The organism is Gordonia sp. (in: high G+C Gram-positive bacteria) (assembly GCF_047602025.1).
Classification (GTDB): Bacteria; Actinomycetota; Actinomycetes; order Mycobacteriales; family Mycobacteriaceae; genus Gordonia.
In genome coordinates this window covers 1,107,673-1,122,046 of sequence record NZ_JASGII010000001.1, presented here as the reverse complement: position 1 = coordinate 1,122,046, position 14,374 = coordinate 1,107,673, and the positions used below count along the sequence as shown (strand labels likewise).

Here is a 14,374-nt window from a genome sequence, read left to right as displayed (position 1 = left end):
CATAGGGTTGCCCCATGCTCACCGTTGCCATCGCCTTCGCGATGAACGTGCTCGTCGCCATCGCGAAATCGATCGCCGCGGTCGTCACCGGGTCGGCGTCGATGATGGCCGAGGCCGCGCACTCCTGGGCCGACGCCGGCAACGAGGTGTTCCTGCTGATCGCCGAGCGTCGCGGCGCGAAGGGGCGCGACCGCAAGCACCCCTTCGGCTACGGCCGCGAGACCTACGTGTGGTCGATGATCGCCGCCTTCGGTCTGTTCACCGTCGGCGCCGTCGTGTCGATCATGCACGGCATCAACGCGTGGTCCGAGCCTGAGGCCGAGTCGAACTACCTCGTCGGCTACATCGTGCTGGCCATCGCGGCCGTGTTGGAGAGCGTGTCCTTCGCCCAGACCATTCGCGAGGCCAAGGCGGGCGGCCGGCGGATGTCGATGCACCCGCTGAAGTTCGTCAGCCGGACCGGCGACGCGACGCTGCGCGCGGTATTCGCCGAGGACGCAGCCGCGCTCATCGGCCTCGTGATCGCCGCTGCCGGCATGGGGTTGCACCAGGTTACGGGCGACGGGCGCTGGGATGCGGTGGGCTCGATCCTGGTCGGCGTGCTGCTCGGGTTCGTCGCCCTGTTCCTGATCGGCCGCAACCGCCAGTTCCTCGTCGGCCAGGTCGCGCCGCCGCAGGTGCAGACCGAGGTGCTGGCGCGGATGCTGGCCCGACCAGACATCGACCGGGTCACCTACCTGCACGTCGAGTACGTGGGGCCGTCGCAGTTCTACCTGGTGGCCGCCGTCGACATCGTCGGCGACCTCGCCGAATCCAGCCTCGCGCCGAAGTTGCGCAAGATCGAGGCCGACATCGAGCGCGACGAGATGATCGTCGAAGCGGTGCTCACCCTGTCTACCGACGACGAGCGCTCGCTCTCCCACGCCGACGAGGGCCCGATCACGCTGTGAGGGTAAATATTAGGGTCGCCTAACCATCCTGCTAGGCTGCTGAGTCATGACCCGACGCCTCGTCTCGCTCGCGCTCGCCGTCTTCGTCGCCGTCACGCTTGGCGCCACGACCGCCGACGCCCGCCCGGTCACCCGCCTGCCGATCATCTACGTCGCCAGCGCCATCGAGAACCCCTCGCTCTCACAGGTTTTCGACGCGCCGATGCGCGCCCGCGGGTACTCGGTCTACACCTTCCAGACCAACGACCCGACGGACCCGGACAACAACCCGTGGCTCACCATCCGCGGCAACTCGCGCAAGCTCGGCCGGTGGGTCGACGCCCTGTCGCGCCGGACCGGGCACAAGAAGTTCGACGTCGTCGGCATCTCGCAGACCGGTTTGGTCACCCGCTACTGGCTCAAGGACTTCGGTGGCCAGAAGTACATCCGCAAAGCCGTGCTGCTGTCCGGGCTGATCCTGGGCTCGCCGTTCCAGGCACAGTTGCTGCGCAAAGACGACTGCCGCATCCCCGCCGACCGTCGCATGTACCTGCCGCCCAAGCACCGCAATATCAAGCGTTCGCCCGGCTGTGCCGAGGAAGCCATGGGAAGCAATGCGGTGAACGCGTTGAACACGCCGACCCAAGCGTTGCCGGGCATCAAGTACTACAACGTCACGACGCTGCTGGAAGAGGAAGCCGCCCCGTTCTGGATCAATCTCATGACCGGTCCGGGCGACTACAAGAACATCGTGACGCAAGACCTGTGCCCGAACGACCCGGTCGTCCACATGACGTTGAACGTGCAGCCGGCGATGCACTCCCTGATCGACAGCCTGCTGCGCACGGGGGTCCCGCGGATGGCGTGCGACGTCCCGGTCGTGCCTGGCGTGCCGACGCTCGCGGACACACACCGGGTCGCCCGGGCGCCGTCCGAGGCGCCGCTGCCGCCGGGCACCGTCGTCCCGCCGCAGTTCCGCAAGTACTACCGCTGAGCTGCTAGTACACCCTTGCGTGCATGAGGCTGACGTTGTACGTCGACCACTGGCTGAGGGTGAAGTAGAGGTCGCGGTTCTTCGACCACGGGTGGATGAAGCCGCCGTAGAGCTGGTGGCGCTGCCCGGAGTTGACCAACTGCACCGGCGCCGACCAGGTTCCCTGCGGCTTGCGCGCGGTGCGCAGCACGATGGCGCCCTTGACGACGTCGAGGTAAGTCATCTCCCACCGCTTCGTCCCGGCGTTGTAGCGCACCGACAGCTCGCCGGTGGGGCCGCCGAACAGGACCGACGCGGCGTTGGCGTCGCGCGACGGGATCCAGCGGCCGTCGCGCCAGTACTGGTAGGCCGTCTTGTTGAGGACGTCGTCCTTGCGGACACGAGCCAGCCCGACCGAGCCGAGGCGGGAGTTGGGCGTGCCGAACAGGTACACGTAGTCGCCCTCGGGGACCATCGACGCGACCTGGAACTGCGAGGCGCCGAAGACGTTGTCCCACCGCAGGTGCGGTGCGCGGGTCCACGTCGAGCCCTCGTCGTCGGAGTAGGCCAGGCCGCCGTAGTTGGTCAGCCAGGTGCCGGGGATGTCGCCCCAGCTGTTGACCGACATGTAGGTCATGAACTGGCGGTCGCCGATGGCGAAGCCCGACGTCGGGATGTTGGTCTGCTCGTAGTACTTCACGCCGCGCGCGTCGATGACCTGGACCGCGTGGCAGCGCTTGTCCTGGATCATCGTGTCGATGGACATGCCGTCGGCGAGCTTGTCGTCGGAGCTGAAGCCGATGACGTTGCTGCGCCAGTCTCCACCGTTGGCGCCCGGCGGGCGGAAGCCCTCGCCGAAGGTGTCGCCGAAGGCGACGGCGATCTTGCCCGGCTTGGCCTCCCACATGATGCCCAGGTCGGTGCCGTTGATCTGCCAGCGCTTGTCGGTGCGGCTCGTCGAGCCCTTGCCGGTCAGCGTCGACACCCAGCGGACCCACTTCACCCGCGGGGTGCGCGGCGCGGCGGCCGGCGGCGCCGCATCGGCACCGGGGTTCACCCGCGGGGGCGGCGGCGGGGTCTTCGGCGGATGCGGGTTCGGCACCGCGTACGGGATGTTGATCGCCTTCGGCTTGAAGGTGATCTTGGGGAACGCCAGGCTCAGGGTATCCAGCGACCCGGTGGCCCCGGCCGGCTTCGGCTTCTTGGGGTCGGTGATGTCCGGGCAGGGGTCGACGCAGCGCTTGTCCCGCGTCGGCGGCTGCTGCGACGGGATGCGGACGATCGGCTTGCGCGGCGCGGGCTCCTGCATCGGCAGCAGCTTCGGGTACGGCAGGTCGAAGCGGATCTCCGGCGCGGCCGCCGGCCCGCGCGGCGGGTTCTTGGGCGGCAGGTCGTTGACGCAGCCCGAACTCGGCAGCCGGCGCGCGGCCATCGCGTCGGGGGCGGCCCCCAGGCCGGTGCCGATCAGGGCAGCCGAGACCGCGAGCAGCACATACCGCCGACCCGTGTTACCCATGGGGTGAAAGACTACCGTGTCCGATACGCGGCTTTCGACCTTGACGACGGGCTGAAACGCAACCGTGACGCCCGCCGTCAGTCGCCGACTACAGCGAACGGGCGATGATTTCCTTCATGATCTCGTTCGTGCCCGCGTAGATCTTCTGGACCCGGTTGTCGGCCCACATCTTGGCGATCGGGTACTCGTTCATGTAGCCGTAGCCGCCGAACAGTTGCAGGCACTCGTCGGCGACGACCTGCGAGCGGTCGCTGGTCCACCACTTCGCCATGGCGACGGTCGGGATGTCGAGCTCGCCCTTGATGTGCTTCTGGATGCAGTCGTCGACGAAGACGCGGCCGATCTTGGCCTCGGTGGCGCACTCGGCGAGCTTGAACTTGGTGTTCTGGAAGCCGAACACGGGACGGCCGAACGCCTCGCGCTCCTTGGTGTACTTCACCGTCGCGTCGACGGCGGCCTCCATGCCGGCCACCGACGTGACGGCGATGATGAGGCGCTCCTGCGGCAGCTGCTGCATGAGCTGGATGAAGCCCTGGCCCTCTTCCTTGCCCAGCAGGTTCGACTGCGGCACGCGGACGCCGTCGTAGTTGAGCTCGGAGGTGTCCTGGCCGCGCTGGCCGATCTTGTCCAGCACCCGGCCGCGGCTGAATCCCTCGCGGTCGGCCTCGACGAGGATCAGCGAGATGCCCTTGGCGCCCTCGTTGGGGTCGGTCTTGGCGACGGTGATGATCAGGTCGGCCTGGCCGCCGTTGGTGATGAAGGTCTTCGAGCCGTCGATGACGTAGTCGTCGCCGTCCTTGATGGCCTTGGTCTTGACGGCCTGCAGATCCGAGCCGGTGCCCGGCTCGGTCATGGCGATGGCGCCGACGACCTCACCGGTGGCCATCTTCGGCAGCCACTTGCGCTTCTGCTCCTCGGAGCCGTAGGCGAGGATGTAGTGCGCGACGATGCCGTTGTGCAGGCTGACGCCCCACGACGAGTCGGCGATGCGCGACTGCTCCTCCATCAGCACGGCCTCGTGTGCGAAGGTGCCGCCACCGCCGCCGTACTCCTCGGGGATGGACATGCAGAGCAGGCCCACTTCACCGGCCTTGTTCCACAGGTCGCGGTCAACGTGGTGCTGCTCGCGGAAGCGGTCGTTGTTCGGCTCGATCTCCTTCTCGCAGAAGGCGCGCGCCATCTGGCGGAGGGAGCGGAGTTCGTCGTTGGACCAGGGAGAGTTATCAGCCATGCGGGCGATCGTAACATCGCCCGATGTCAACGTTTACACCGGCAGATGTCAGCGTTCGGCGTTGCCGCGCTTCCACCGCTCCCACGGGATGTTCCAGTCGCCCAGGCCGTCCGTTCCGGGCAGTCGGGGGCCGCTGGTGTTCTTCACCGTGACCGGGTCGCCGCGCAGCGTGTTGCGCATGACCCACAGCGCGTCGTCCGGGCTGAGGTTCAGGCAGCCGTGGCTGGTGTTGGTGTTTCCCTGGGCCCACATCGACCACGGGGCCGAGTGGAAGTAGATGCCGCTGTAGGACATCTGGGTGGCGTAGTCGACCGGCGTCTTGTAGCCGTCGGGCGAGTTCACGGGCACGCCGTAGGTCGACGAGTCCATGATGATGTGCGGGTGCTTGTCACCGACAAGGTAGATGCCGTTGTCGGTCGGGGTGTCGGGCTTGCCCATCGAGGTCGGCATCGTGCGGACGACCTTGCCGTCGCGCTCGAAGACGACGGTCTTGGTCTTGTCGTCGGCGGTGATGATCATCGCCCGCCCGATCTTGAACTCCGAGTGGGCGTTCTTCTGACCGAAGACGCCGTCGCCGAAGTCCTTGCCGTAGATGTTCACGTCGACGGTGATCTTGGTGCCGGGCTTCCAGTACTCCGCCGGGCGCCAGCGCAGGTCCTGCGGACTGATCCAGTAGAAGGCGCCCTCGACCTTGGGCTCGGTCTTGATGGTGATCGAGTCCTGGGCGAGCTTGCGGTTCTTGATCGGCTCGTCGAACTTGACCGACACCGGCTGGCCGACGCCGACGAGGGTGCCGTTGCGCGGCGTCAGGTACGGCATCACGTAGTTGTTGGGCGAGCTGGTGGTGAAGGTCCGCTCCATGGTCGCCGTGCCGCCGACGCCCTTCGCCTGGACGTTCAGCGTGTACTTCGTGGCGAAGTCCAGCGGCTCTTCGTTGGTCCAGGTGGAGCCGTTGGCGGTGATCTTGCCGGGGATCTCCTTGCCGCCGCTGCTGACCTTGACCTTGGTCAGCGAGCCCTGCGACACCTTCACGTTGAGCGGTTGGCCGGGCTCGACGCCGATGGCGTTCTCCTTGAGCGGCTGGTCTTCGTCGCCGCCGGTGATCGAGATCGACGGGCCGGCGACGTCGGAGAACTGGGTGGAGTCGCCGATCTTGTCCGGGTAGGTCGGCGACTTGGTGCACGACGCGACCAGGCCGACCAGCGCGACCAGCACCGCAATCACGTAAAACGGCATGCGCCGAGTGCGGCTACGGGTGTTACCCATCATTCTCCAACCATCGGTCCCTATGAAGCTCGCGCCGGTCGAACCGGGGATGGACACCGGTGACCGCGCGCGGTTTGTCCTATTGTAGGCGAGTTTCTGTTTCGTTACATACCCGCTGGTTGTCAGGCGGGTCACAGCCTCCCGACGCTGGCTACACTCCGCGTATGGCCCCTGACCGCGCGAGCACCGATGCCCGCTGGCGAGTGCTCGGGCGCCGAGCCCTCACAGGTCTTACCGTTGCCGTCGTCGCTTATCTCGCGGCAGTCGCGCTGTGGCCCTCGATCCTCGACCGTCTCCCCTCCGCGCTGGCGTGGTTCGGGCAGCCCAACTCCGCGATCTCGATCCTGATCGCGTTGGTCCTCGTCCTGTCGTTGACGTACGTCTTCACACGTGGCCGCGGCAACACCGGTGCGCCAATCGCGGTGGTGGCGGGCTTGGCCGGCCTCAGCGCCCTGCTCGGGATGGCTTCCTTCATCCGCTGCCACGCGCCCGACCAACCGTTCTTCTTCACCGCGGTGATCTGGACAGCCAAACTGATGCGGGGCGACTTCCCCGACGGGGCGGCCAAATGCCTTCACGCGACTCCGGTCGCCGTGTACGTCGCGCAGTTGACCGCTCTGACCGCGGTGGTGCTCTCGGTCGTCGGTGTCGCGGCGACGCTGCTGCGGTCCCGTTTCGATCGCCTGCGCGCGTTCTTCGCCCGATCCGTCACCGCGGTGGTTGGTATCGACGACGACAGCGCGCCGCTGATCGCCGCGATCGCGGCGGCACGCCCCCGCCGGTCGACTCTCGTCGTCATCACCGGTTCACCCGACCGCCCTTGCATCGGGCAAGCTCGCGCCCAGGGTGCCCGCGTCGTGACGGTGGACTTCGCGCGCACCGAGACCTGGGCGTCGCTCTCCCTCTTCCGAAAGCTCGATGCGCTCTACCTCCTCGACGCCAACGCCACCCTCAATCTGGCACGGCTCGATGTCCTCTCTGAAGTGGGCGACACTCACGGCCGAAAGCGCCTGCCCGTCGTCGTGCGCATCGACGATCCCTGGCAGGCGTCCGCGTGGCGCGCCGAGCAGTTCGACCGCGCACGCTCGGAGACGGTCGCGACGAGCGATCGTTGGGCGCTGGACACCGTCGGACTCTATGAGGTCACCGCCCGCAAACTGGTTGACCAGATCATCGACGCCGACGTCGATCGCGTCCTCATCTGCGGGACCTCCCGGTTGACCCTCGCCCTCTGCGCCGAGCTCGCCGCGCGTCAGCTCGACGCCGACTACCGAGGTGGCCACGAACTCCCCGCCGCCGTCGTCGTGGACCAGGGCGCGGACGACCTGGTCGCCGACCATCGCCGCTCACGCTCCGAGTTGGGACTGCCCGCCGACCGCCCGCTGATCACCGCCGTCGACGCCGAGCCGACCGTCGCGACGCTCGCCGACCTAGTCGATGATGCGACTGCGGATCGCACCGCCATCGTCTTGGTCGACGCCGACCTCGACCCGACCCTCGCTACGCGCGTCGCCCTGCGATATCCGCGGACGCCGACATTCGCACACACGGCAACCCACGAAGCCGGAACTGCGCCGATCGGCTATTCGAGCGCACGGCCGGTCGTGGGAAAGCTGCGGATGTTCGAGACCACGATGGAGATACCCGACGGTCAAGCGCACGACTCGTGGGAGCTTGCGGCGCGATCCATTCATGAACGCTATGACGCCGAGCACCCGTGGTCGAGCCTCGACGAGTTCTACCGTGAGTCCAACCGGCGACAGGTGGCGAATGCGTTGTGGATCGTCGAAACGCACAGTGATTGCACATGGCGGGGCACCGATGACGGTCGGACCTGGACCCCGCCGGACAAGTCGGAGACCGCGCCACTCGCGCAATTGGCCGCACTCGGGTTCGACGAGCCGACCGCGCTAAGGATGGCTCAGGCCGAGCATGAGGACTGGTGTCGGTTCTATCGGGCCAACGGTTGGACCCACGGCACGCGCGACGACGCGGCCAAGCGCCACGATTTCCTCCTCGACTGGGACGAGATCGCAGCTGATCCCGAGCGGCGCGGACGAGCATTGACCAGCTTGGCGGTGACGCTGACCAAGCTCCGTGAACTCGGGTACCAGACCGCCCCGAAGGACTCCGATGCCTGACGAGTGGCAGCGGTTCGAGCGGCGCGGCGAGGTCGTGGCGCGGAAGCGCTTCACACCGTGGACCTGGACCACATCGACTGGTGAAGAGATGACCGCCGAGCCGGGCGATTGGGAGGTCAGGCCGTCGGCGGATGAGCCCGCCTGGTCGGTTCGCGAGGACATCTTTGAGGCTTCATACGAGCAGGTCGAGGGTGATCGCTATCGGCGGGTGGGAGTCGTTCGGGCCAGGCCCGCGCGTGCCGGTGAGGTCGTCCGGACGCTGGAGGGCGATGTGCCCACACGGGCCGGCGACTGGATCGTTGCCGGCGACGGGGGCGAACAGTGGCCGGTCCCCGCTGCGGAATTCGAGCAGCGGTACAGGCCCTCTGGCTAGTCGCCTTCGATTGGCAGATCGGGGCAGCCCTTCACGTACTTGAAGGACTTGCCGATCTCGCTTTCCCACGTCTTCCGGCTCATGTTGGCGTCGAGAAGTCGGCAGACGTCGTCGCGAGTGGATCGGGCGGGAAAGGCATAGTCTCCAAGTGCGCTAAACACCACGGCCCTCCCCTGATCGACGACCTGAATGCCAGCAAGGTCAAACGACCTTGATCTGGTCAATTCGGAATACCCGTGTGCATCGAGCCACTCATCGGTACGCGCTTGCTCAACGTTTGAAACTATCGGACCGGTGTAGACCCCGTCCAAGGGGCTGATCAACGCGTCGCGCCCGCGCGCAACATCCCACACACGGAGCGATGGTTTGTCAGCCTGGCGATAATCAGAGACCAAGGCAGCAGCTGTCCGACCGTCGGGACTAACAGCGACTTGCGCGACACCAGCGACGGGTGTTTCCATCGCTGCGGCTTCCACGTCAGCTGAGTAGGCGTTTCGGTAGACTCGCAGGAGCCCATCCCCTTCAGACCAGGTCGCCATCGCTTCCCCATCGATCGCCCCAACTGCGGCTACGGGCGACAGCGCCTGCGACTTGCGGACCTCACCCCTTCTCCCGTCCAAGATCGTCACGTTATGCGATGTCAGGACTAACACGTGTAACTGATCGCCGACCTCCTTGATACCGACATCAAGCAGACGCGCACCTTTCGGGCCGGTCGGTTCGTACCGTGAGATCCGCTCGCCCGTTTCGAGGTCGACGACGGAAGCCACACCACCGCAGTAGGCAACAACGACGTAGCGGCCAGACTGACTGAACGCGGCATACGGTTGAGAAAGCCGTGGACAGCCCGGTGGCGCAACCACATTCAGCGTCCTGGCGCCCTTCCCATCTAGGCCGACGATCCTAACTGCAGCCTTGCCGCTCGGATAGCCTCCCGTCCCGAAGTTCCCCGACCCCAACACCACGCGTGAACGAGCAGCGTTGAACGCGATAATTGGCGAAAAGGTGGCATCAGGCTCGCCGATATTGAAGTTGCCGTCAGTTGAACTCAGTGAACGAACCCGATCGCCGTCATATCTCACTGTCCTGAGAACGGTCATGTAGTTCCGCGGGTCTCTTTGCACGCCGAGGTGTGAGTACACGTCGGACCTCAAACCTATGCCGGCGATTGGGTCAAGGACCAGAATCCCGCTATCCGTCGATACGACGAGCGCGCCACTATCGGCAAAGGAGACGTGCCGAATCTTGCCGGGAGCCTTGATCCTTCGCTTGGCCTTCACGATATCGGTCCAGAAGATTTCTACCGCTCGGTCCGCCGCGACGGCACTCCACCGCCCGTCACGACTCACCGCAACAGAACTGCCGAGCAACGCTTCCGCTGGCGTAGCGGTCAGAGCAGTTCCCTTGGCCGGACCACCCCTGCCGCTCTTCACCTCGAAACGTCGCGCACCCGTTTTGCCCGCTGCGACTATCACCTTCGAGTCCCCACTGAAGTCAATCGATTCCAGATTAGCGTTGTCGTCGCTTTCTACCGGGAGATCGATGTCAGCGATCGAGTTCCCGGTGTTGCCATCCATCACAAAGTAGGCCCCGTCTGATCGGCGAACGACGGCCACTCCATCCTGAGACACGCCCGCAACCCGCCCATCCGCGAGCTTCTTGCTCTCGGATAGGCGTGAATTCAGAGCAATGACCTCGCGGTTTCCACCCTTTTCACCCGCACTTCGACTGATCAACACTCGATCACCGGGCAGGGGAGCCAAACCGTCAAAGTGACTGTCACGGTACTCCGATTCGCGCATTCCACTGACTGCATTCCATGCCGAGATGACAGCAGAATGATCGTCCAGCGACGCCGTGAATACGGCGCGTCCACTGCTGGAGAAGGTCGTTGGCGGCGGATCCGGGAACGTAGCAGGTATGCGACCCAACTGCCTTCCGTGCTTGTCAAGCACCACCAACTTTTTACTACTTGGTCGCCACAGCGCCAAACGATCGCCACCGTTACTTACCGCGACTCCGACGGCGTCCGCGTACCGCGTCGTCACAACACTTCGTGTATTCGTGACTAGTGCGCTGTTTGCCTTGGTGCTGAGAACAGTGTCACCGCCGCTGAAGACGTATCCCCTCTTCAATCCGCGATTCGCCGAGGTAAGACTCTCAGCGCTGTCCGCCGGCAGAATTCTCAATCCCCCTGGAAAGCTGTTGGCGAGCAGCTCGTTCCGCGGCCGCAACGTGGCATCGGCATCAAGGGAGGACGCAACGGCAACCTTTTGTGCCGCTAACCTCAAGTCTGGCGTGGAACCTAGCCCACCCTCAACCGCGAGACGTTGGGCCAGGCTCTGTCGCGCCTCTCGTTTCGCCAAGTTTCGTTGCGCTAGCGCGAGCCCGCCCGCCGCCAACGAGGCCACGAGACGACAACCCGACAATGGCGCCACGCGCCATGCGCATGGTCCTGCGGTGCTCGGCAACGTTCTCACCGATGATCGTGTCCCGGTCAACACCACGCACCGCCGACGACAAGTCAGCAACCGCGTTCGTCATCGTCGGGTTGTCCCCGTCGGCGAGCTGGGCCTGATCCAACGACGTCAGGTCAACCCACCGCGGCTCCTCCCCGAAGGCACCCCGCAGGGAGGGCGGCACAGCGCTCGCGGCAGTGAAGTCGCTCTTCGCGTCATCCCAATCCAGCACACCCGCCTGGTGGACCAGCAACACCGACCCCGACGACTTGTGCTCGACCCACCAGCGCACTTCCTTGTCGACCCACTCCGACGACGCCGCCTCGGGGGTCACCAACAAGATCAGGTGCGACGACTCGTTCAGACCCCGCTCGATGGTCGACCACAGGGCTGTGTTCGCAGCCATCGACTGGTCATCGCGAAACACCCGCATTGCACGCAGCTTGTTCCACGGCTTGGCGAACTTCTCCAGTGACGTCTGCAGTTGCGCCGCCAACGCCGCCGACGGCTCCCGGGCATAACTGATGAACGCATCGAAGTGGTCCGTCGGGCTGACGCCCGCTCCCCCACGAAACCTGTCGAGCATGGCGGAAGTCTATGCCGCACAGGCGGTTCAAGATTGCAAAACTGCCTCCGCCTCAGCACTTGGTCAGTTCGGCCACTCGTCTGAGTACTGATCGGCGCCGTCCTGGAACATTCGGTAGAGCTGTTTGCGCGAGCGCGCCGACAGCCGGTCGCCGAAGACGATTCCCTCGGTGTGATCAGTCTCGTGTTGAAGGCACCGGCCGAAGGTGCCGCCCCCGGTGAGCTCGATCCGCTCGCCGAACTGGTCATAACCCCGGCACGTGGAGACCGCTGGCCGAGCCAGTTCGTGGTAGGCGCCCGGCAAGGACAGGCAGCCCTCGTCCGCCGACTCCAGACGGCGGAAGGTTCCCACCGGGAGCTCGAGTTCGGGATTGCAGACGACACCGACGCGACGTGCCCCGGTCTCGTCGGGACAGTCGTAGATGAAGGCAGCGAGATCGACGCCGATCTGCTGTGCGGCCAACCCCGCCCCCTGGGCCGCGTCATTGGTGGCGAACATGTCGGCGAGTACTTCCTGCAGGTCATCGCCGAAGTCGGTGACGCGCTTGGCCCGGCGATGAAGCACGGGGTCGCCCCATCGGACGATGGTGCGGACTGTCCCAATCCGGAGAAGCTCGGCGGTGGGCATGATCCATTACTCCTTCGATTTCCGACACGTCGCGGCCGACTGGCGGGTAGGCACGAGGGTAGTCGGAAACGACGCAAGACCCCAGGTCTGCGTTACCGCAGGCCGGGGGCCTTGTCTGTGCGCCATCAGGGACTCGAACCCCGAACCCGCTGATTAAGAGTCAGCTGCTCTGCCAATTGAGCTAATGGCGCGTGACGCGAAAGCGACCCCAAGACATTAACACCGACCGCGACGGGCGCGAAATCGATATGGCCGGTGCCGCGATCACCCCTGCGCGTTGCCCTTCTTCCACCGCTCCCACGGCACATTCCAGTCGCCCAGGCCGTCGTCGCCGGGCAGCAGTCCGGCGTGCGTGTTCTTGACGATCACGATGTCGCCGCGCTTGGCGGTGCGCAGGAACCAGGCCGCGTTCTCGTCGCTCACGTTGAGGCAGCCGTTGCTGACGTCGGTGTTGCCCTGCGAGCCGAGCGACCACGGCGCCGCGTGCAGGTAGATGCCGCTGAACGAGATGCGCGTCGCGTTGTAGACGGTCTCGCGGTAGCCCTCCGCCGACTTCACGGGCACGCCGTAGGTCGAGGAGTCCATGATCACGCTCGGCACCCGCTCGGCGACCATGTAGACGCCGGGGTTGGTCGGGGTGGAGTCCTTGCCCATCGACGTCGGCATGGTCTTGACCGGCTTGCCGTCGATGTAGACGACGATCGTCTTCGTCTTGTCGTCGGCGATCGCGACCAGGCGCCGGCCGACGGTGAAGCTCGACGTCAGGTTGTTGGCGCCGTAGATCCCGTTGCCGAAGTCGATGCCCTGCGCGTGCACCGCGATCTTCACCTTGGTGCCCGGGGCGAAGAAGTGCTCGGGGCGCCAGCGGACCATCGAGTCGTTGAGCCAGTAGAAGGCGCCCTCGACCTTGGGCTCGGTCGTGACGGTGATCGCCTTCTGCGCGTTCACCTTGTTGGCGACGGGGGCGTCGAAGTTGATCGCGACGGTCTGGCCGACGCCGACGGTCTCCCCGTCGCCGGTCACCGTCGACGCGTGGGCGAAGCCCGACGCCGAGCTGGTGGTGAACCCGACCTTCTGGGCGCTGGGTCCGGCGACGCCGTGCGCCGACGCGGTCACCGTGTAGTGCGCACCGAAGGACAGCGGCGCCGTCGACTCCCACTTGCGGCCGCCGTCGACGATGTGCCCGCTCACCGAACCGCCCGGCCCGCTGAGGGTCACATTCGACAGCAGGCCGTCGTGCGCGGAGACGTCGATCGGGGCGCCCGGCATGACGCCGACCGCGGAGTCCTTCAGCTTCTTGCCCTCCCAGCCGGTGACCTCCAGCCCGGGGCGCGCCTCCTTGTCGAACGACCCGACGTGGTCGATGTGGTCCGAATAGGTCGGCGCCTTGGTGCAGCCGCCGACCATGAACGTCGAACCGACCGCCGCGATCAGGGCCGCCGCTGCCGTCGTGCGGCGGTTCACCGGCGACGCAGCTTTCGAATCAGCAGCAGGAGCACGAAGACGCCGAGGCCGGCCGCCCCGTACTTCACCGCCGGCTTGTTGGCCACGACGAGGGCCTTCGACTTGGCGTCGTCGGCGATCCGCTGCGGGTTCGCGCGGTCGGCGAGCTGGTCCAGCGTGCTGGCGAGGTCTTCGCGGGCCTGCGCGATCTCCTGCTCGATGCGCTCGGTGTTGTCGGCCACTGGTAGGTCTCCTTGCCGCCCGCGCGCGCGTCAGCGCCCGGGCATCGTGATGTCCGAGAATCGAGGGTACTCGCCACCGGCCCGTGTGCCGAGGAACCATCCGTTAGCCTGGGTCCATGTCGAATACGCGCCTCGCCGTCGGCGACCGGGCCCCCGCCTTCACCCTCCCCGACGCGACGGGCAAACCGGTGTCGCTGTCGGACTACGCCGGCCGCCGCGTCGTCGTGTACTTCTACCCCGCCGCGATGACGCCGGGCTGCACCAAGCAGGCCTGCGACTTCCGCGACAACCTGTCGGATTTCGAGGCGTCCGGCCTCGACGTCATCGGCATCTCCCCCGACAAGCCGGAGAAGCTCGCCAAGTTCGTCGACCGCGACGGCCTGACGTTCCCTCTGCTGTCCGACCCGGACAAGAAGGTCCTCGAGGCCTACGGCGCCTTCGGCGAGAAGAAGCTCTACGGCAAGGTCGTCACCGGCGTGATCCGCTCGACCTTCGTCGTCGGCCCCGACGGCACGATCGAGGTCGCGCAGTACAACGTGCGGGCCACCGGGCACGTCGCCAAGCTGCGGCGCGACCTCGGCATCTAGG

At 66.1% G+C, this 14,374-nt stretch carries 13 protein-coding genes and 1 tRNA gene; 5 read left to right on the top strand and 9 right to left on the bottom strand.

The window, feature by feature from the left end:
• The first annotated feature begins 14 nt into the window (after window positions 1-14).
• Window positions 15-950 carry a cation diffusion facilitator family transporter gene (locus tag QM728_RS05565; RefSeq protein ID WP_415031048.1) on the top strand — a complete coding sequence of 312 codons (936 nt, stop codon included), beginning with the start codon at window positions 15-17 and terminating at the stop codon, window positions 948-950.
• Window positions 951-996: 46 nt separating this feature from the next.
• Window positions 997-1,923 (top strand): esterase/lipase family protein, encoded by a 927-nt coding sequence (locus QM728_RS05560; RefSeq protein WP_415031047.1) that lies wholly within the window; start codon window positions 997-999, stop codon window positions 1,921-1,923.
• Window positions 1,924-1,927: 4 nt separating this feature from the next.
• Here QM728_RS05560 and QM728_RS05555 read toward each other — a convergent pair whose 3' ends face one another.
• The 3 genes from QM728_RS05555 to QM728_RS05545 all read right to left on the bottom strand — a co-directional run bounded on the left by QM728_RS05555 (window position 1,928) and on the right by QM728_RS05545 (window position 5,885).
• Window positions 1,928-3,418 carry a DUF4185 domain-containing protein gene (locus QM728_RS05555; RefSeq protein ID WP_415031046.1) on the bottom strand — a complete coding sequence of 497 codons (1,491 nt, stop codon included), beginning with the start codon at window positions 3,416-3,418 and terminating at the stop codon, window positions 1,928-1,930.
• 88 nt (window positions 3,419-3,506) lie between these two features.
• The gene (locus QM728_RS05550; protein ID WP_415031045.1) at window positions 3,507-4,649 is read right to left on the bottom strand and encodes an acyl-CoA dehydrogenase family protein; all 1,143 of its coding nucleotides are present in this window, start codon (window positions 4,647-4,649) and stop codon (window positions 3,507-3,509) included.
• 48 nt (window positions 4,650-4,697) lie between these two features.
• On the bottom strand, window positions 4,698-5,885 hold the full coding sequence (locus tag QM728_RS05545) for a L,D-transpeptidase (protein WP_415031044.1): 1,188 nt from the start codon (window positions 5,883-5,885) through the stop codon (window positions 4,698-4,700).
• Between the two features lie 89 nt (window positions 5,886-5,974).
• Here QM728_RS05545 and QM728_RS05540 point away from each other — a divergent pair, with 89 nt between their 5' ends.
• Entirely contained in the window at window positions 5,975-8,056 is a 2,082-nt protein-coding gene (locus QM728_RS05540) for a hypothetical protein (RefSeq protein WP_415031043.1), read from the top strand.
• Window positions 8,049-8,429, top strand: coding sequence for a hypothetical protein (locus QM728_RS05535; RefSeq protein WP_415031042.1), 381 nt, complete (start codon window positions 8,049-8,051; stop codon window positions 8,427-8,429). The genes QM728_RS05540 and QM728_RS05535 overlap by 8 nt, the downstream gene beginning before the upstream one ends.
• On the opposite strand, the gene QM728_RS05530 is transcribed toward QM728_RS05535, so the two are convergent.
• The 6 genes from QM728_RS05530 to QM728_RS05505 all read right to left on the bottom strand — a co-directional run bounded on the left by QM728_RS05530 (window position 8,426) and on the right by QM728_RS05505 (window position 13,786).
• On the bottom strand, window positions 8,426-10,618 hold the full coding sequence (locus tag QM728_RS05530) for a hypothetical protein (protein ID WP_415031041.1): 2,193 nt from the start codon (window positions 10,616-10,618) through the stop codon (window positions 8,426-8,428). The genes QM728_RS05535 and QM728_RS05530 overlap by 4 nt on opposite strands.
• A gap of 127 nt (window positions 10,619-10,745) precedes the next feature.
• A complete protein-coding gene (locus QM728_RS05525) occupies window positions 10,746-11,474 on the bottom strand; it encodes a TIR domain-containing protein (protein ID WP_415031040.1) in 729 nt (242 codons plus the stop codon).
• Between the two features lie 63 nt (window positions 11,475-11,537).
• The gene (gene def, locus QM728_RS05520; RefSeq protein WP_415031039.1) at window positions 11,538-12,101 is read right to left on the bottom strand and encodes a peptide deformylase; all 564 of its coding nucleotides are present in this window, start codon (window positions 12,099-12,101) and stop codon (window positions 11,538-11,540) included.
• 118 nt (window positions 12,102-12,219) lie between these two features.
• Window positions 12,220-12,292: transfer RNA gene (locus QM728_RS05515), tRNA-Lys, on the bottom strand.
• Window positions 12,293-12,365: 73 nt separating this feature from the next.
• Window positions 12,366-13,508: a L,D-transpeptidase gene (locus QM728_RS05510; RefSeq protein ID WP_415032839.1), complete on the bottom strand. Its 1,143-nt coding sequence runs from the start codon at window positions 13,506-13,508 to the stop codon at window positions 12,366-12,368.
• A gap of 53 nt (window positions 13,509-13,561) precedes the next feature.
• Window positions 13,562-13,786 carry a DUF3618 domain-containing protein gene (locus tag QM728_RS05505; RefSeq protein WP_415031038.1) on the bottom strand — a complete coding sequence of 75 codons (225 nt, stop codon included), beginning with the start codon at window positions 13,784-13,786 and terminating at the stop codon, window positions 13,562-13,564.
• Window positions 13,787-13,902: 116 nt separating this feature from the next.
• Here QM728_RS05505 and bcp point away from each other — a divergent pair, with 116 nt between their 5' ends.
• Entirely contained in the window at window positions 13,903-14,373 is a 471-nt protein-coding gene (gene bcp, locus QM728_RS05500) for a thioredoxin-dependent thiol peroxidase (RefSeq protein ID WP_415031037.1), read from the top strand.
• Window position 14,374 lies beyond the last annotated feature (1 nt).